This is a genomic window from Leeuwenhoekiella marinoflava DSM 3653 (assembly GCF_900129005.1).
In the GTDB taxonomy this organism is placed as follows: domain Bacteria; phylum Bacteroidota; class Bacteroidia; order Flavobacteriales; family Flavobacteriaceae; genus Leeuwenhoekiella; species Leeuwenhoekiella marinoflava.
Window position 1 is genome coordinate 360,541 of record NZ_FQUN01000003.1, and the last position, 17,484, is coordinate 378,024.

Consider the following 17,484-nt stretch of genomic DNA (forward strand, 5'->3'; position numbering starts at 1 on the left):
TATGGAATTGAACTTAAGTATCCCGGCGTTGCTATTTCCTGCAATATCGCTAACCATGCTTGCTTATAATGCCAGATATTTAGCAATAGCAGCGTTGATTAGAGAGTTGTATAAGCGGTATCAGAACCAGTCTTCGAGTCCGGTAAAAAAACAAATTAAACAATTGCGCAAGCGCCTGGGTATTATTAAGGCTATGCAGGCGATGGCCATTGTGAGTTTCCTTCTGGCAGTAATTACGATGTTTTTAATCTATATTGAAAAGTCAATTTGGGCTAATGTCTTTTTTGGGATCAGTTTAATCGCGCTTATTATTTCATTGACGCTTTCCTTTATAGAAGTGCAATTGAGTACTCAGGCGCTTGAGATTCAATTGAATGACATGGATGATTAATTTGCTTTCTAAGTTAGTTAAGCCTAAGTGTAATCGATTGTCTGATTTTTTATTTTTCCGCTTTAGAAAGCTTTTCGGTTTTCTAATTGTTGAAGTTGAAGACAAATCCTTGTTTAAGGAAACCCTTATATTTCAAAGGTTTTCGTATGAATTCTTAAACATTTTTAGCTTTATTTAAAACCATTCCAAAAGGAGGGGTAAAGTTTGTGAAACAAACCGCTGAGCCGTATTTTTGTTCCACTAAATTAAAAACGTAAATAAATGGGAATCATTTCCTCTTCTATCGCCCGAAAAGTTGCTATGGCACTTTCAGGTTTGTTCCTTGTATTGTTTTTAGGTCAGCATTTTACAATTAACCTCACGTCGACCTTCAGTCCTGAAACATTTAATGAGTTTTCTCATTTTATGGGAACCAATTTTCTGGTACAGGCAATTCTTCAACCCGTGCTAATTTTTGGGGTTATTTTTCACTTTGTAATGGGTTTTATTCTTGAAATACGTAACCGTTCTGCTCGTCAGATCAGTTATGTGAGCTATAAGGGTAGTGCAAACTCTAGTTGGGTAAGTCGTAATATGATTTATTCAGGTGTAGTAATTCTTGCTTTTTTAGGACTTCACTTTTATGACTTCTGGTTTCCGGAAATCGCTTACAAGTACATAGAAGGTAACCCGGCTGATGCTACTCGTTATTATGGGGAGTTGGTTGAAAAATTCCACAGTCCCGTAAGAACAGGTTTATATGTGCTTTCGTTTGTATTCTTAGCGCTTCACCTGTATCACGGTTTTGCGTCTTCGTTTCAATCAGTTGGCTTCAATAACAAATACGCGACAGGGTTAAAGAAATTCGCAAAGGTTTATGCTATAGCTATTCCTGCAGGATTCATTTTCATCGCGTTGTTTCACCATTTTAATCACTAGACGATGTCAGAATTAAAATCAAATATACCAGAAGGACCGCTTGCAGATAAGTGGACTCAACATAAAAATGATATTAACCTTGTTAATCCGGCAAACAAACGTAATATAGATGTTATCGTTGTAGGAACGGGTTTAGCAGGTGGTAGTGCGGCTGCAACTTTAGCAGAATTAGGCTACAATGTAAAGACTTTTTGCTACCAGGATTCTCCGCGTAGAGCACACTCTATCGCAGCTCAGGGAGGTATCAACGCGGCTAAGAATTATCAGGGAGATGGGGATTCTAACTACCGTTTATTTTACGATACGGTAAAAGGTGGTGACTACCGTTCTCGTGAAGCAAACGTTTACCGTCTTGCGGAAGTCTCAGGTAATATTATTGACCAGTGTGTGGCACAAGGTGTGCCTTTTGCGCGTGAATATGGTGGTTTGTTAGATAACCGTTCTTTTGGTGGGGTTTTGGTTTCCAGAACGTTTTATGCTAAAGGGCAAACCGGTCAGCAGTTGCTTTTAGGAGCATATTCTGCAATGAACCGTCAGATCAATCGCGGTAAGATAAAATCGTTCAACCGTCATGAGATGTTAGATCTTGTTTTGGTTGATGGCAAAGCGAGAGGTATTATTGCCCGTGATTTAGTTACCGGTGAGATAGAAAGACATGCTGCTCACGCAGTTGTTTTAGCTAGTGGTGGTTATGGTAACGTATTCTTCCTTTCTACCAATGCAATGGGAAGTAATGTAATGGCAGCGTGGAGAGCGCACCGTCGCGGAGCGTATTTCGCAAACCCTTGTTATACGCAGATTCACCCAACCTGTATTCCGGTTTCCGGAGATCATCAGTCAAAATTGACGCTGATGTCAGAATCATTGCGTAATGATGGTCGTATCTGGGTTCCTAAGAAGAAAGAAGATGCGATTGCTATTAGAGAAGGTAAAAAGAAGCCTACTGATCTTTCTGAAGATGAAAGAGATTATTACTTAGAGCGTCGTTATCCTGCTTTTGGTAACCTGGTTCCTCGTGATGTGGCTTCAAGAGCTGCAAAAGAGCGTTGTGATGCCGGTTTTGGTGTTAATAAAACAGGAGAAGCGGTTTACTTAGATTTCTCAAGTGCAATTGAGCGCTACGGAAAAGAAAAAGCATTTACTTCAGGGCATAAAAACCCTTCTAAAGAAGAGGTGATCAAGCTTGGTAAAGAAGTAGTAGAGGCTAAATATGGTAATTTATTCCAGATGTATGAGAAAATCGTAGATCAGAATCCGTATGAAACTCCGATGATGATTTATCCTGCGGTTCATTATACAATGGGTGGTCTTTGGGTAGATTATAACTTACAAACTACAATACCGGGTTGTTATGCAGCAGGAGAAGCAAATTTCTCTGATCACGGTGCTAACCGCCTTGGAGCTTCAGCATTGATGCAAGGTCTTGCTGATGGGTATTTTGTTCTGCCTTATACAATAGGTGACTATCTTTCTAAAGATATTAGAACAGGAAAAATTCCGACAGATTCTCCTGAGTTTGATCAGGCAGAAAAAGATGTACGCGATCGTATGCAAAAGCTTATGAATGGAAGCGGACAGCATTCCGTAGATTATTACCATAAGAAATTAGGTAAAATCATGTGGAATAAATGCGGAATGGCTCGTAATGCAAAAGAGCTTCAGGAAGCAATGGATGAGATTGCGGAATTGCGTGCAGATTTCTGGGCAAACGTAAAAGTACCCGGAACGTTAGATTCTAAAAATGCGGAGCTTGAAAAAGCCGGAAGAGTAGCAGATTTCCTAGAATTAGGAGAGCTTTTTGCTAAAGATGCATTCACCAGAAATGAATCTTGTGGAGGTCACTTTAGAGAAGAATATCAAACTCCGGAGGGTGAAGCTTTACGGGATGATGAGAATTTTAGTTTTGTATCTGCTTGGGAATACAATGAGAATCCACGCGAAGCAAAATTGCATAAAGAACAGTTGACCTTTGAGAATATCGAGGTGAAAACACGTTCGTATAAATAGTGTATTAAGTTATTTGATTATTTGAAAAATTGTTGGTTTGGCTAACTATAAATCATTTGAAGAATTAGCTTGTTGGCAGGAATCGCGAAAGTTAAGGGTGTATTTGAGTAAAGAGATTGAATCTCAGTTGCCAAATTCAGAAAACTTTAGTCTAAAAAGTCAAATATTAAGATCAAGTCGTTCCGTAGGAAACAATATAGCAGAGGGTTTTGGAAGGTTTCATTTTCAGGAAAACATTCAATTCTGTCGCATCGCAAGAGGATCATTGTACGAAACATTAGATCATATGATTATCGCTCGGGATGAATTGTATATCGAAGAAGGTAAATTAAACGATTTTAAAGATTTATTTAATAAATGTCTTCTGATACTAAATGGTTATATAAAATATCTCAAAGAAAGAAAAGCTTAGAATAACTCAATAATAAATAACTTGAAATCAATTGTGTGAACGGGTTTTAGGTATTGAAATTAATAAAATAAATAGCTAAAGATTATGAAGCTAACACTAAAAATATGGCGTCAGGAAAACGCTAAGGCAAAAGGAGCCATGAAGACCTATCAAATAGATGGGATTGAAGGTGATATGTCTTTTCTTGAAATGCTTGATGTTCTTAACGAAGAGCTTATAAATAAAGGGGAAGTTCCTGTAGAGTTTGATCACGATTGTCGCGAAGGCATCTGTGGAAGTTGTTCTTTGCAGATCAATGGGGAGCCTCATGGGCCAGACCGTTTAGTAACTACGTGTCAGTTGCATATGCGTAAATTTAACGATGGTGATACTATTGTTATTGAGCCGTTTAGAGCAACTGCATTCCCGGTAGTAACCGATCTTATTGTAGATCGTACTGCTTTTGACCGCATTCAGCATGCAGGGGGTTATATTTCTGTAAATACTTCAGGTAATACTATCGACGCAAACAGTATTCCGGTAAACAAACACGATGCAGACGACTCGTTTAACGCAGCAACTTGTATAGGTTGTGGGGCTTGTGTTGCAGCTTGTAAAAATGCTAGTGCGATGCTGTTTACTTCAGCTAAAGTTTCTCAATATGCGTTGTTACCGCAAGGTCAGGTTGAGGCTGTAGAGCGTGTAGAAAATATGGTGCGTCAGATGGATTTAGAAGGTTTCGGAAACTGTACAAACACCGGAGCTTGCGAGATAGAATGTCCTAAAGGGATTTCTTTAGAAAACATCGCTCGTATGAATCGTGAGTACTTAAGCGCTACTTCAAAAGGATAATTTTTTCGCAAAACGAAAATCATAAAAAAACACCCGATAGTTTTAAAACTATCGGGTGTTTTTAGTTTTATTGGCGCCGCCAAAGGGTCTAATATCCTGAGGCTTGCCTCGAAATTGAAAATTTATTTCTGACGAATGCCTCGCGGGCTTGCCCCGAGATAGTTTGCTGGTCTCCAGATTATAAGAAATCCAGTTAGTTGTGTTTTATCCAAACAACCACTCCACCACATCATTCATCTTAGCGACCCGTATGATATTAATGCCGTAATTATTCTTAGGAACTTTACAGTATTTTGAGATCATTATCGTGCCAAAACCTAGCTTTTCAGCTTCCAGAATGCGTTGTTCTACGCGGGTTACGGGGCGTATTTCACCAGCAAGACCAACTTCTGCTGCAAAGCAAATATCTTTTGCTACCGAGATATCTTCGTTACTTGATAAAATAGCGGCAACTACAGCAAGATCAATAGCAGTATCATCCACTGAAATTCCACCGGTAATATTTAAAAACACATCTTTTGCTCCTAATCTAAATCCGGCACGTTTTTCTAAAACGGCTAAAATCATATTGAGACGCTTGGCATTATAACCCGTAGCGCTACGCTGTGGCGTGCCGTAAACGGCCGTACTTACCAAAGCTTGTATTTCTATCATAAGTGGCCGCATTCCTTCTAAAGTTGCAGCAATGGCTGTTCCGCTTAAGTCTTCATCATTCTTAGAAATTAGAATTTCAGACGGATTAGAAACTTCTCTGAGTCCGCTGCCTTGCATTTCATAAATCCCTAATTCGTTTGTAGACCCAAAACGGTTTTTATGTGCGCGTAAAATGCGATACACGTGGTTGCGATCACCCTCAAACTGAAGAACGGTATCTACCATATGCTCCAGAATTTTTGGACCGGCAATGTTTCCGTCTTTTGTAATATGACCAATTAGGATTACCGGAGTAGCGGTTTCCTTAGCGAATTTAATAAGTTCTGTGGTGGTTTCTCGTATTTGTGATATGCTTCCCGCTCCACTTTCTATATAATCGCTGTGAAGCGTTTGAATGGAATCTATAATTACAATATCGGGCTCTACCTCTTCAATCTGTTTAAAAATGTTTTGAGTTTTGGTTTCGGTTAAAATCAGACAATTATCTGCGTTGGGATTTATGCGTTCTGCACGCATTTTAATTTGCTGTGCACTTTCTTCCCCAGAAACATAAAGCGTTTTGTAAGGCAGTGTTAGTGCAATTTGTAGCATCAACGTACTCTTCCCAATACCGGGTTCACCCCCTAAAAGCGTCAGCGAGCCGGGGACTAAGCCACCGCCTAAAACCCGATTCAATTCTTCGTTTTGCGTGTTTAATCTGGCGTCTTTAGTGGTGTCAATTTCCCGAATGCGTTGTGGTTTTGCCACACGTTTTGAGCTAGGTACTTCGGTCTTCCAACTTGATTTTTCTGCTTTTTGTACAACCTCTTCTGCGATGGTATTCCATTCTTTGCACGAGGTGCACTGGCCCTGCCATTTTGCAAATTGTGCGCCGCAATTCTGACAGAAAAAAGTGGTTTTAGTTTTTGCCATTAATATCCAAAATCATCTTTAATTTGTTGCGCTCTGGCAACAAGTATATCTTTATTAATATCTCCAATTTCTTTTAAAACCAGCGCTCCTTCGTAGGTGCGCATCGCTTTTTTAGGTTCTCCGTTACCTTCGTAAGATCTTCCCAAATAGTAAGCTCCCAGGATTGTTTCGGGATATTCTTTACGAGCTAGTTTGCCTAAATTTTCAAAACCATCCCAGTCTGATTTTTGCTCTAAAGCAGCGGCTACGGCAATAAAATCATTAATCCGAATCTGATCTTTTAGACCAAAAAGAGTTTCAATAATCGCGTATTTTTCAATCAGATAATCATAAGGAGATTCTGATTTGAGTATAACATCTGTAAACTCCTTTTTAGTGACCGGTCTGTATACTGAAAATACTTTCCCTAAAGCATTTGGGATTGCACGACCTACTAGCGAATAGTGTGTGGCATCATCAAAATCGTCAAAATAATAATGAAACGTATCATTTTCGATCGCTTTTAGAGACTGGTCTAAAGCAAGCACATCTTCCCGTAGCGATTGAATGTCTTCGCTTGCGGTTGCTTGGTAGTAAAAAATTTGTTGTTCTGCGCGGCTTAAAACATTGGTGAGGCGCTCTGTCATTTGTGGTGCCAGATCCGGACTTAAAGAAATGTATGCATTGAACAGCGGAGGGCTTTTCATCAAATAATAGTTGGCAAAACCCGCAGTAGCATCGTGTCCCACAATTACATTAAATGGAGCAAGTCTGTATTGCTTATTCAGCCATGGAAACAATTCCATTCCTATAAACTCAAAAAAATCTGCGCTCTGGTCTGTGGGTAAAAAATTAGTCTCATCGTAAACCGAATCATCCATGCGGTTGGGTTGCATTATGCCTACTACAATGGCTTGTGGCATATCTTCCCAATAGCTGTAGTAATCTGCACTACCGGCTACGGGTTCAAAAAGATAATCACCGTCCAGAACAATAATAACCGGATAGTTCTTATCCGTATTTGCCTCGTAATTGCGCGGCAGCTGAATCTTTACATTTCGAGGTTCGTTAAATTTAACCGAAGGTACAGATTCGTAGATCACTTGGGCTTGGAGGGTGCTGTAAAAAAGCAGGAATAGAAGTAGTGTTTTTTTCATGGAGAATAGATTTGGGATTGTGAATTTAGTCATTATGCTCAAGTATTCCTTAAGCTTTAACGCGACGGATTCAAATATGCGGTAAAATCTATTTTTTCTGATTATAAAGCGGAAGAAAAAGAAAAGACAAAGCTCCTAAAACAAGCACTAAAAGCGTCTGAGAGCCCCAAACAATCCAGCCGAAAGCTTCGCCACCTTGTTTGCTGTAGCCGAAGAAAATAAAGAGCGCGCCAATTGCGATAGGGTAAACACCGATTCCGCCATTAGTAACCGAAATTGAAAAAGAACCTATAACAAAGGCAGCAAGAATAACTCCTATCGAAGCTTCAGCGATCTCCGGAATGGTAAATTTTATGACCCAAAACATCAATACATACATCACCCAAATAAATAGCGTATGGGCTATGAATGCTAGTTTGTGCTTCATATTAAGAATGCTGCGCATGCCTTCAACAAGACCGGTCATAAACTGCTGAATCTTGTGTAGAAATCCATTTTTTGCATTTTTTACAATTCTAAAGCCAATCCAGATTCCACCAACGGCGATAGCTAAAAAAGCTACCGTATAGAGTGGATTGATATTTTGATCATTTAGGTACTCAAGTAAAGTATCTGTCTGTAAAAGAATGGCAATAGCAACAACAAGTAAGAGCATAAAAAAGTCTGCAATACGTTCGGAAATGATGGTGCCAAAAGCTTTTTCAAAAGGAACTTCTTCGTAGATTGTGAGCAAGGCTCCGCGCAACAATTCGCCACTTCTGGGGATTCCTAAATTCGCTAAATAGGCTGCCATAACCGCCATAAAGCGGTTGGCGAGTTTTGGATGGTAACCCATAGGTTCTAGCAAATATTGCCAGCGCCACGCTCTTGATAAATGACTTAAGATCCCAAAGAGTAAAGATACCACGATGTAAAAAGGGTTGGCTTGTTTTATGTTTTCCCAGAGTATCGCACGTTCTTCTTCGGTGGCAGAACTCAATGAATAATAGATGAGAATAATCCCAATTCCTAACGGGATTATGACTTTAAGAAGCTTTATGAGTGTTTTTTTGCTCAAGCTTAATTGAGCAAATTGGTTTCTTCATTAGGGAAAACCAGTGAGGGTTTAAAAGCTTTTGCTTCAGCAATTTCCATAAACGCGTAGGTAATCAAGATCAAGATATCCCCTTTTGCAACTTTACGGGCGGCAGCACCATTAAGCGTAACTTCTCCGCTATTTCGCGGCCCGGGAATTGCATAGGTTTCTAGGCGTTCTCCGTTGGTTACATTCACAATTTGAACACGTTCACCTTCAATAATGCCGGCGGCATCCATAAGATCTTCATCAATGGTAATGCTGCCAATGTAGTGCAGTTCTGCTCCGGTAACTTTTACGCGGTGTATTTTAGATTTTACAACGTTAACTAACATGGTGTAAAAATAGGGTTTTTAATTTAGGGCAATATTGTCAATAAGTCTTACTTCTCCGGCAAATACAGCAATAAAAGCTCTGTATTTTTCGCTCTCTTTTTTTGTATTAGCGTGAGTTAAAGTAGATGCATTTGCAATTTCAAAATACTCCAATTGTAGATGCTCTTTATCTTTAAATTGATCTTTCACAAATTCTTGAACTTGATCAACAGTTTGGTCGTTAAAAAGGGCTTTAGCTTGCGTTAAAGTTTTATAAATAAATGGAGAAGCATTGCGCTGATCTTGAGTAAGCCTTTTGTTTCTAGAGCTTTCGGCTAGACCATCTTCGTGTCGGCTTATAGGACATCCGATTATTTTTACCGAAAGCGCTTCGATCGCTACTAACTTGTTTATGATTTGTAACTGCTGGTAATCTTTCTCTCCAAAAAATGCAAAATCAGGATTTACAATTTCAAATAGATAGTTGAGAACGGTGGCGACTCCTTCAAAATGACCGGGTCTAAAAGCGCCTTCCATGACCTGATCTAAGCCGTCAAAATTATAGTCAATAGATTCAACCTTAGAGCCGTAAATCGTTGTAGTGCTCGGGGTAAAAACGAGTAATTCAGGGTTTATTGATTCTAGGAATTCCAGATCTGCCTGCAAATCCCGTGGATAAGTCTCCAGATCTCTAGGATTGTTGAATTGTGTAGGGTTAACAAATATGCTTACTACAACAATATCACAATTTTTTAAAGCAAAGTTAAACAGGCTTGCATGCCCACGATGCAGAGCACCCATAGTAGGTACGAAACCTATTTTTGCGCCATTTTTTTTATGTTTTGCAACAGCAGCAGAAATTTCTGGTCTATTGGTATATACGTGCATCCGGATTTATTTAACAGGCGGCAAAATTACTATATTACTGGCAATCTGCATAAAATTTCGTAATTTTGCGTGTTTTTTAGCCTTAACAGAAACTTAGAAGCACATTTATGAAAAATAAGAGGATATTGTACGTATCATCTGAAGTTATTCCATATTTACCTGAGACAGAGATTGCATCCATGTCTTTTGAGGTACCGCAAATGGTCAATAGCAAAGGAGGTCAAATTAGAATTTTTATGCCTAGATACGGCAATATCAATGAAAGACGCCATCAGCTTCACGAAGTGATACGACTTTCAGGTATGAATCTAGTTATAAATGATTTTGATATGCCGCTTATCATAAAAGTAGCCTCTATACCTAAGGAACGTATACAGGTTTATTTTATAGATAACGAAGAGTATTTTAAGCGTAAAGCGACTTTTACTGACGAAGAAGGAAAACTTTTTGCAGATAATGATGAGCGTGCTATATTTTTTGCAAAAGGCGTTGTTGAAACTGTAAAAAAATTAAACTGGGCGCCAGATATTATTCATGTTCATGGTTGGTTAGCATCATTATTGCCGTTGTATTTAAAACAGTATTATGCAAGTGAGCCGTTGTTTAAGCAAAGTAAAATTGTGACTTCGGTTTACAATACAGGTTATGAAGGTGCGTTAAATGAGCAAATGATAGACAAAATTGCTTTTGACGGAATTGATAAAGAAGCTATTTCTGAATTAGAAAAACCTTCTTATGATAACCTGATGAAGGTAGCTATTAAAAATTCTGATGCTGCAATTATTGGTTCTTCAGATTTGAGAGAAGAGCTCACTGCATATTTGAATGCGACAAAAATTCCTGTACTGTCATATAAGAAAAAAGAAGAGTTCGCTCAAGCATATGAAGAGTTTTATACCACAAAGGTGTTAGACTAAAAATAAAAAAAAGAGAATGAAATTGAATACGGTGTTGACAAGAACATTAGGTGTACTAATGCTTCTATTTATCTTCTTTTCTTGCGAAGATGATATACAAGGAATAGGTAGTGGGCTGGTGGATGAAAGTAACTTTACTTCTGGTAGTGAGACTTATCCTGTAGTAGCTTATAGTGAGCGTTTCTTTGATTCTGTGGGAGTTCAAACAAATGGATTTGGGTCAGGAGCCTTAGGTTTTTATTTAGATTCCATTTATGGTACAACAAAAGCTTCTACATTAAGTCAGGTTGATTTAAGTGTTTATAACTCAACATTTGGTACTAATCCTGTTATTGATTCTGTAGTTTTTGAAATGCCTTACTTCAGTACACAGGGTACTAATAGTGATAAAGAGACTATATATAGATTGGATTCGGTTTATGGTTCTGATCCTATTAAATTAACGGCTTTTAGATCTTACTATTTTTTAAATAGTAATAGTACTCCTGACTTAGAAAATGGAGCGGTTTATTATTCTGATGATATAGCTGAATTTAATGGTGTAGAGGGTGATACTATTTTCAGCGAAACCTTTACGCCTTCAAATGATCCTTTTGTTGCTGTAGTGCCAGCTGATACTGAAGATCAAGATGATAGCAGAACTACGCTTTCACCACGATTGCGCCTGCGTTTAGACCAGAATTCTTATGGAGAGACGTATTGGCAAACTAATATTTTAGATAGAGGAGGTGATGATGAGTTGTTTAATGCAAATGCCTTTAGGAATTATTTTAGAGGGATTTATTTAAAAGCAGAGCCTGTAGAGAATACAGGAAGTTATTTTCTTTTTGATAAGTCAAATACTAATATTGTAATTTATTACAAAAATGGAGCGGAAGCTTCGCGCAGGTCAGCAAGTTTGACGCTATCTTTTAGTGGAGGTTCTGTAATTGGTTATGAGAATGATTTTAATGCTTCGATTAAAGCTGAACTTACCGATATAGATAAAGAAAATGGTGAAGAAAATCTTTATTTAAAAGGTGGTCAGGGTAGTATGGCAGTTATAGAATTGTTTGGTCCTGATGATAACAATGATGGCATTCCAGATGATTTAGCTTTTATGCGTACTGAGCAACGCTTGATTAGAGAGGCTAACTTGGAGTTCTTTGTAGATCAAGATAAGATAGCTTCTTTTGCGGGGGCTTCTGTTTCAGAGCCAGAACGTATTTATATCTATAATTTAGAAACGAATCAGCCTTTAGTAGATTTTTCTGCAGATGCGACAGCTGGTTCTACAGGTGCAATTACAGCAGTTGGAACTACGCATTTAGGTCCTTTAACCAGAACCGAAACCGGCGAAGGCATTAGTTATAAGATAAGAATTACTGAATATCTAAAAAGGCTGTTAGATGAAAATAATGATGCTCCGGTAACAAAACTAGGAGTTGTAGTAAGTCAGAATTTGCTTTCAACAGCTACAGGAAGCATAGAAGGTAAGTCAACTTCAGATATTCCTAACCGAGTACCTTATTCGTCGATTATTTCTAATAGAGGCACTATTCTTTATGGAAGTTCTGAAAGTGTTCCTGAAACCAAACGACTTAAACTAAAAGTTTTTTATTCAGAAGCATCTAATTAAATTTTATGTGTGGAATTGTAGGTTACATAGGTCATAGACAAGCATACCCGATAGTTATAAAGGGTTTGCAACGACTGGAGTATCGTGGTTATGATAGTGCCGGGGTAGCGGTTTATGATGGTGAGAACATTCAGCTCTGCAAAACAAAAGGTAAAGTAGATGATTTAAAAACTAAAGTTGAAACTTCAATAAATCCTAAAGGTACTTTAGCTATTGGTCACACACGCTGGGCGACTCACGGGGTTCCTAATGATGTGAATTCGCATCCACATTATTCAAATTCCGGAGATCTTGTGATCATTCACAATGGTATCATCGAAAATTATGATGCCATAAAGCAAGAACTTACGAAGCGTGGTTACACCTTTCAATCGGATACAGATACTGAGGTTCTGGTGAATCTTATTGAAGATGTGCAGATCAAGCAAGGGGTTAAGCTGGGTAAAGCGGTTCAAATTGCCTTAAACGAAACTGTTGGTGCTTATGCGATTGCAGTTTTTGATAAGAAAAAGCCTAACGAAATTGTGGTTGCCCGGTTAGGTAGCCCGTTAGCAATAGGTATAGGCGAAGACGAATTTTTTATTGCTTCAGATGCTTCTCCTTTTATTGAATATACAAACAATGCGCTGTATCTTGAAGATGGTGAGATGGCTGTTGTGCGTAGAGGTAAAGAGATTAAAGTCTTTAATATTAAAGATGATGCGATTGTAAGTCAGCCGTACATTCAAGAATTAAAACTGAATCTTGAGCAAATTGAGAAAGGCGGTTATCCGCATTTTATGCTTAAGGAAATATACGAGCAACCTCAAGCTATTCGCGATACCTTTAGAGGTAGAATGCGCGAAAACAAGGGTATTATTAAGATGGCTGGTGTAGATGATCATATAGATAAATTTATCAATGCCAAGCGACTGGTAATTTTAGCTTGTGGAACTTCCTGGCATGCAGGTTTGGTAGCAGAATATATTATAGAAGAACTGGTGCGCGTTCCTGTAGAGGTAGAATATGCTTCAGAATTTAGATACCGCAATCCGGTTATTGAAAAAGATGACGTTGTTATCGCGATTTCTCAAAGTGGAGAAACAGCAGATACGATGGCGGCTATGAAGCTGGCTAAAGAAAAAGGAGCCTTTGTATTTGGAGTGTGTAACGTTGTGGGTTCTTCAATTTCGAGAGAGGCACACGCTGGTGCATATACGCATGCGGGTCCCGAAATAGGTGTAGCTTCAACAAAAGCATTCACGACGCAAATTACAGTTCTTACGTTGTTAGGCTTAAAAGTAGCTAAAGCTAAAGGTCGAATTTCGACTTCAGATTTTCATATGCACTTAGAAGAATTGCGTTTGATTCCTGAAAAAGTAGAGGAGGCTTTAAAGAGTAATGATCACGTCAAAGAGATAGCAGGGGTTTATAAAAATGCATCAAACTGCTTGTACCTAGGTCGTGGATTTAACTTTCCTGTTGCTTTAGAGGGAGCGTTGAAACTTAAAGAAATCTCCTATATTCATGCTGAAGGTTATCCGGCTGCAGAGATGAAGCATGGTCCTATCGCTCTTATTGATGAGCAAATGCCAGTTGTGGTAATCGCTACCCGACGCGGACATTATGATAAAGTAGTGAGTAATATCCAAGAGATAAAGAGCCGAAAGGGTAAAATCATCGCCATCGTTACTCAAGGCGATGTTACTGTAAAAGAACTTGCAGATCACGTGATTGAGGTGCCAGAAGTAATGGATTCTATGTCTCCGTTATTAACTACTATCCCGCTTCAACTATTGTCTTATCACATCGCAGTAATGCTGGGTAAAAACGTAGACCAGCCGCGTAACTTAGCGAAGTCTGTTACAGTAGAATAGTTTCCTATCTATTAGTCTTTTCAAGATTTTATTTTATTTTTAATTTGCTGTGAGCCTGTTGTTTATAAAGGTAATAATGCTAGTTGGCTATGTTTTTTCAGAACTAAATAAATTCAATTAAAGTCTTTTAGGTTTTTAAATATTAAAAACTATCTTTGCACGACGAAAAAAACGAGGGATATTTATGTTCAATTTATTTTTTTCGACTACATATTTTGCTAAACATTAAATAGTTAAGAATGTCAAAAGTTACAGGTAAAGTTGCCCAGATTATCGGCCCTGTTGTAGATGTTGAATTTGCAAACAATGCAGATCTTCCTAAAATTTATGATTCGCTAGAAATTACTAAAGCAGACGGAAGCCTTTTAGTACTTGAGGTGCAATCTCACGTTGGTGAAAACACCGTTAGAACTATCGCGATGGATTCTGCTGATGGTTTGAGCAGAGGTACGGAAGTAGTTGCTACTGGTGCCCCTATTCAAATGCCAATAGGTGAGGATGTTTACGGGCGTTTATTTAATGTTATTGGCGATGCTATCGACGGTATTGGAAATCTTCCTAAAGCAGGAAAAGATGGACTTTCAATTCACCGCGAAGCACCAAAATTTGAAGATTTATCGACTTCTACAGAAGTTTTATTTACAGGTATTAAAGTAATCGACTTAGTTGAACCTTATGTAAAAGGGGGTAAAATTGGTCTTTTTGGAGGTGCAGGTGTAGGTAAAACAGTCTTGATTCAAGAGTTGATTAACAATATTGCAAAAGGTCACGGGGGTCTTTCTGTATTTGCCGGAGTAGGTGAGCGTACTCGTGAGGGTAACGATCTACTTCGTGAGATGTTAGAGTCTGGTATTATTAAATACGGTGAAGACTTTATGCATTCTATGGAAGAAGGTGGTTGGGATCTTACTAAAGTTGATAAGGCTGCTATGAAAGAGTCTAAAGCAACTTTCGTATTCGGTCAAATGAACGAACCTCCTGGAGCACGTGCTCGTGTGGCGCTTTCTGGTCTTACTATCGCTGAGTATTTCCGTGATGGAGCTGGAGACAGTCAAGGTAAAGATGTTTTATTTTTCGTAGATAACATTTTCCGTTTTACACAAGCGGGCTCTGAAGTATCTGCACTTTTAGGTCGTATGCCATCTGCGGTAGGTTATCAGCCTACACTTGCAACAGAGATGGGTGCGATGCAAGAGCGTATTACTTCAACTAAAAAAGGATCTATTACATCTGTACAGGCGGTTTACGTTCCTGCGGATGACCTTACTGACCCGGCACCGGCTACAACTTTTGCTCACTTAGATGCTACTACATCATTGTCTCGTAAAATTGCGGAATTAGGTATTTATCCTGCTGTTGATCCTTTGGAGTCTACATCAAGAATTATGTCTTCGGCTGTTTTAGGTGAAGCACACTATAACTGTGCACAACGAGTTAAAATGACCCTTCAGAAATACAAAGAATTGCAAGATATTATTGCGATCCTTGGTATGGAGGAACTTTCAGAAGAAGATAAATTGGTCGTAAGTCGTGCACGTCGTGTACAACGTTTCTTATCTCAACCTTTCCATGTAGCTGAGCAATTTACCGGCTTACAAGGAGTGCTTGTAGATATTAAGGATACTATTAAAGGTTTTAATATGATTATGGATGGTGAATTAGACCACCTTCCTGAAGCAGCTTTCAATCTTAAAGGTACTATTGAAGAGGCTATTGAAGCTGGAGAGAAAATGCTTGCTGAAGCGTAATTAGTTGCAGCTTTCATTTCCGTGAAGACGGAAATCTCATCGTATTGATTTGAATAGTTTTCCGCCTACGTGGAAAAGATAAATGAAAAATTTATGCATTTAGAAATAGTAAGTCCTGAAGCTACTTTATATAGCGGAGAAGCAACTTCGGTTATCGTACCTGGTACAGATGGTGCATTTCAGCTTTTAGACAATCACGCGCCTATCGTTTCAATTCTTATGGAAGGTATTGTGAAAGTTAAAGGAGCAACGCTTTCCGATAAGGCTAAAAAACATTTTACTGCCGGAAAAGATGCTGGTGAAATTACGCTAGCTATTAAGTCCGGAACTGTAGAAATGAAGGATAATAAAGTAATTGTTTTGGTTGATTAGTATGCTTTAACCAAAGCTTAAGATAGAAAAGTCCCTGTTTTGTTTTAAAGCAGGGACTTTTTTGATTTAATTACTTTTGTTTACAACAGATTTATTATTTGGATTAAGGAAGTGCTTTAATAAAAAATAGCCTATAATACCTGCAATTAAAGAACCTAAAAGAATACCTATTTTTGAAGGTACCAGCAAACTGTTTTCTCTAAAAGCGAGTTCGCCTATGAATAAAGACATCGTAAATCCGATAGCTCCAAGAAAAGAGATGCCTAGTAATTGCTTTAAATCTACTCCCTTAGGTAAAATTGCCAATCCAAGCTTGCAGCTCAGATAACTAAAAGTAAATATTCCCACTACTTTGCCTACCACCATAGAAATGGCAATATTTGAGATTAATGCTTGATGTGTTAGTGCATTTAAATCGATTTTAATACCAGCATTCGCCAGCGCAAAAATAGGCATGATGACCACAGATACCCAGCCGCTTAGCGCATGTTCTAATCGCTCTAAAGGAGATTGAATTTTTTTCGTCAATTTATCAGTATCTTTTACTGCTGATGTTTGTTCTGGGGAAAGAGCAAGCGCGTTCTTTACTTCACTTTCTTTAAAAGCCTCTGTTGCCTTTTTCGTTTTTGAAATAAACTTTTCAGGTTCTGTCATTCGGATTGTAGGAATCACCAAAGCCATTAGCACTCCGGCAATCGTAGGATGGATTCCTGATTTTAAAAACAAAATCCAGACTACGACACTGCCCGTTAAAAGTAAATAGTTTGAATAAAATCCAATCCGAGATAAGATGGCAAAAATGCCGATAATTCCGCAGCCTATAATTAAATAATTGAGCTGTAAGTTTTCAGCATAAAAGAATGCAATTATTAGGATGGCACCTATATCATCTATAATCGCAAATGCAGTCAGAAATATTTTAAGTGACAGTGGAACTCGTTTTCCCAAAAGACTTAAAATACCAAGCGAAAAAGCGATATCTGTAGCCATAGGTATTCCCCAGCCGCGAAGAGTGCTATCTTGATTATTGAGAATTAGAAATAATGTAATAGGTACAAGAATGCCTCCAATCGCTGCAAAAATGGGCATGGCTGCTTTGTTGAGGGTAGATAGCTCACCGGCTAAAACTTCTCTTTTAATCTCCAGACCTACGTAAAAGAAAAAGATGGTCATCAGACCATCATTAATCCATAAATAGAGAGCTTTGCTAATTGCAAAGTTAGATTCTGTAAAACCAATTGTAAAGTTTTCCTGAAAAAGCTTGAAATAACTTTCAGACCAAGGCGAGTTTGCCCATACTAGTGCTAAAACAGTACATCCTATAAGTATAAAACTTCCATAGGAGGACGTCTTTATAAAGTGCTTGATCGGATTGTATTTTACAGCCAAAATTGAACTATTTTTCTACAAGTTATAACTTGAAATCCTTTTAAAA

The 17,484-nt window shown here is 38.3% G+C and carries 16 protein-coding genes; 10 read left to right on the top strand and 6 right to left on the bottom strand.

Features of this window, described 5'->3' with window-relative positions; genetic code table 11:
• Window position 1 precedes the first annotated feature (1 nt).
• From BUB91_RS01610 to BUB91_RS01630, 5 genes are all read left to right on the top strand, one after another.
• Complete coding sequence (locus BUB91_RS01610; protein ID WP_073096136.1) at window positions 2-391, top strand: DUF2721 domain-containing protein; 390 nt, start codon at window positions 2-4, stop codon at window positions 389-391.
• Between the two features lie 261 nt (window positions 392-652).
• A complete protein-coding gene (locus tag BUB91_RS01615) occupies window positions 653-1,309 on the top strand; it encodes a succinate dehydrogenase cytochrome b subunit (RefSeq protein ID WP_073096138.1) in 657 nt (218 codons plus the stop codon).
• Window positions 1,310-1,312: 3 nt separating this feature from the next.
• Window positions 1,313-3,316: a fumarate reductase/succinate dehydrogenase flavoprotein subunit gene (locus tag BUB91_RS01620; RefSeq protein ID WP_073096140.1), complete on the top strand. Its 2,004-nt coding sequence runs from the start codon at window positions 1,313-1,315 to the stop codon at window positions 3,314-3,316.
• Between the two features lie 37 nt (window positions 3,317-3,353).
• On the top strand, window positions 3,354-3,728 hold the full coding sequence (locus BUB91_RS01625; RefSeq protein WP_073096142.1) for a four helix bundle protein: 375 nt from the start codon (window positions 3,354-3,356) through the stop codon (window positions 3,726-3,728).
• Between the two features lie 84 nt (window positions 3,729-3,812).
• Entirely contained in the window at window positions 3,813-4,559 is a 747-nt protein-coding gene (locus tag BUB91_RS01630) for a succinate dehydrogenase/fumarate reductase iron-sulfur subunit (RefSeq protein ID WP_073096144.1), read from the top strand.
• A 204-nt stretch (window positions 4,560-4,763) separates the two neighbouring features.
• On the opposite strand, the gene radA is transcribed toward BUB91_RS01630, so the two are convergent.
• The 5 genes from radA to panC all read right to left on the bottom strand — a co-directional run bounded on the left by radA (window position 4,764) and on the right by panC (window position 9,538).
• Window positions 4,764-6,125: a DNA repair protein RadA gene (gene radA / locus BUB91_RS01635; RefSeq protein WP_073096146.1), complete on the bottom strand. Its 1,362-nt coding sequence runs from the start codon at window positions 6,123-6,125 to the stop codon at window positions 4,764-4,766.
• A complete protein-coding gene (locus BUB91_RS01640; RefSeq protein WP_073096148.1) occupies window positions 6,125-7,261 on the bottom strand; it encodes an alpha/beta hydrolase in 1,137 nt (378 codons plus the stop codon). Before BUB91_RS01640 ends, radA begins: the two co-directional genes overlap by 1 nt.
• Before the next feature lie 88 nt (window positions 7,262-7,349).
• Window positions 7,350-8,318 carry a lysylphosphatidylglycerol synthase transmembrane domain-containing protein gene (locus BUB91_RS01645; protein ID WP_073096150.1) on the bottom strand — a complete coding sequence of 323 codons (969 nt, stop codon included), beginning with the start codon at window positions 8,316-8,318 and terminating at the stop codon, window positions 7,350-7,352.
• Between the two features lie 2 nt (window positions 8,319-8,320).
• Window positions 8,321-8,671 carry an aspartate 1-decarboxylase gene (panD, locus tag BUB91_RS01650; protein ID WP_073096152.1) on the bottom strand — a complete coding sequence of 117 codons (351 nt, stop codon included), beginning with the start codon at window positions 8,669-8,671 and terminating at the stop codon, window positions 8,321-8,323.
• Between the two features lie 18 nt (window positions 8,672-8,689).
• The gene (gene panC, locus BUB91_RS01655; protein ID WP_073096154.1) at window positions 8,690-9,538 is read right to left on the bottom strand and encodes a pantoate--beta-alanine ligase; all 849 of its coding nucleotides are present in this window, start codon (window positions 9,536-9,538) and stop codon (window positions 8,690-8,692) included.
• A gap of 107 nt (window positions 9,539-9,645) precedes the next feature.
• Here panC and BUB91_RS01660 point away from each other — a divergent pair, with 107 nt between their 5' ends.
• The 5 genes from BUB91_RS01660 (at window position 9,646) to BUB91_RS01680 (ending at window position 16,049) form a co-directional block, all read left to right on the top strand.
• Complete coding sequence (locus BUB91_RS01660; protein ID WP_073096156.1) at window positions 9,646-10,455, top strand: glycogen/starch synthase; 810 nt, start codon at window positions 9,646-9,648, stop codon at window positions 10,453-10,455.
• 16 nt (window positions 10,456-10,471) lie between these two features.
• Window positions 10,472-12,073, top strand: coding sequence for a BamH family beta-barrel-assembly machinery protein (locus BUB91_RS01665; protein ID WP_073096158.1), 1,602 nt, complete (start codon window positions 10,472-10,474; stop codon window positions 12,071-12,073).
• Between the two features lie 5 nt (window positions 12,074-12,078).
• The gene (glmS, locus tag BUB91_RS01670; RefSeq protein ID WP_073096160.1) at window positions 12,079-13,929 is read left to right on the top strand and encodes a glutamine--fructose-6-phosphate transaminase (isomerizing); all 1,851 of its coding nucleotides are present in this window, start codon (window positions 12,079-12,081) and stop codon (window positions 13,927-13,929) included.
• Between the two features lie 239 nt (window positions 13,930-14,168).
• Complete coding sequence (atpD, locus tag BUB91_RS01675) at window positions 14,169-15,677, top strand: F0F1 ATP synthase subunit beta (RefSeq protein WP_073096162.1); 1,509 nt, start codon at window positions 14,169-14,171, stop codon at window positions 15,675-15,677.
• Between the two features lie 93 nt (window positions 15,678-15,770).
• The gene (locus BUB91_RS01680; RefSeq protein WP_073096164.1) at window positions 15,771-16,049 is read left to right on the top strand and encodes a F0F1 ATP synthase subunit delta/epsilon; all 279 of its coding nucleotides are present in this window, start codon (window positions 15,771-15,773) and stop codon (window positions 16,047-16,049) included.
• A 66-nt stretch (window positions 16,050-16,115) separates the two neighbouring features.
• Here the strand turns inward: BUB91_RS01680 and nhaA are convergent, their stop codons facing one another.
• The gene (gene nhaA, locus BUB91_RS01685) at window positions 16,116-17,438 is read right to left on the bottom strand and encodes a Na+/H+ antiporter NhaA (RefSeq protein ID WP_206635258.1); all 1,323 of its coding nucleotides are present in this window, start codon (window positions 17,436-17,438) and stop codon (window positions 16,116-16,118) included.
• Between the last annotated feature and the right edge of the window lie 46 nt (window positions 17,439-17,484).

What these genes read in the sequence shown, in the direction of transcription:
- BUB91_RS01640 (WP_073096148.1), bottom strand. Translation starts at nt 7,261, where the DNA reads ATGAAAAAAACACTACTTCTATTCCTGCTTTTTTACAGCACCCTCCAA.
- BUB91_RS01610 (WP_073096136.1), top strand. Translation starts at nt 2, where the DNA reads ATGGAATTGAACTTAAGTATCCCGGCGTTGCTATTTCCTGCAATATCG.
- BUB91_RS01620 (WP_073096140.1), top strand. Translation starts at nt 1,313, where the DNA reads ATGTCAGAATTAAAATCAAATATACCAGAAGGACCGCTTGCAGATAAG.
- BUB91_RS01660 (WP_073096156.1), top strand. Translation starts at nt 9,646, where the DNA reads ATGAAAAATAAGAGGATATTGTACGTATCATCTGAAGTTATTCCATAT.
- panD (WP_073096152.1), bottom strand. Translation starts at nt 8,671, where the DNA reads ATGTTAGTTAACGTTGTAAAATCTAAAATACACCGCGTAAAAGTTACC.
- BUB91_RS01680 (WP_073096164.1), top strand. Translation starts at nt 15,771, where the DNA reads ATGCATTTAGAAATAGTAAGTCCTGAAGCTACTTTATATAGCGGAGAA.
- BUB91_RS01630 (WP_073096144.1), top strand. Translation starts at nt 3,813, where the DNA reads ATGAAGCTAACACTAAAAATATGGCGTCAGGAAAACGCTAAGGCAAAA.
- atpD (WP_073096162.1), top strand. Translation starts at nt 14,169, where the DNA reads ATGTCAAAAGTTACAGGTAAAGTTGCCCAGATTATCGGCCCTGTTGTA.
- BUB91_RS01615 (WP_073096138.1), top strand. Translation starts at nt 653, where the DNA reads ATGGGAATCATTTCCTCTTCTATCGCCCGAAAAGTTGCTATGGCACTT.
- glmS (WP_073096160.1), top strand. Translation starts at nt 12,079, where the DNA reads ATGTGTGGAATTGTAGGTTACATAGGTCATAGACAAGCATACCCGATA.
- radA (WP_073096146.1), bottom strand. Translation starts at nt 6,125, where the DNA reads ATGGCAAAAACTAAAACCACTTTTTTCTGTCAGAATTGCGGCGCACAA.
- BUB91_RS01665 (WP_073096158.1), top strand. Translation starts at nt 10,472, where the DNA reads ATGAAATTGAATACGGTGTTGACAAGAACATTAGGTGTACTAATGCTT.
- panC (WP_073096154.1), bottom strand. Translation starts at nt 9,538, where the DNA reads ATGCACGTATATACCAATAGACCAGAAATTTCTGCTGCTGTTGCAAAA.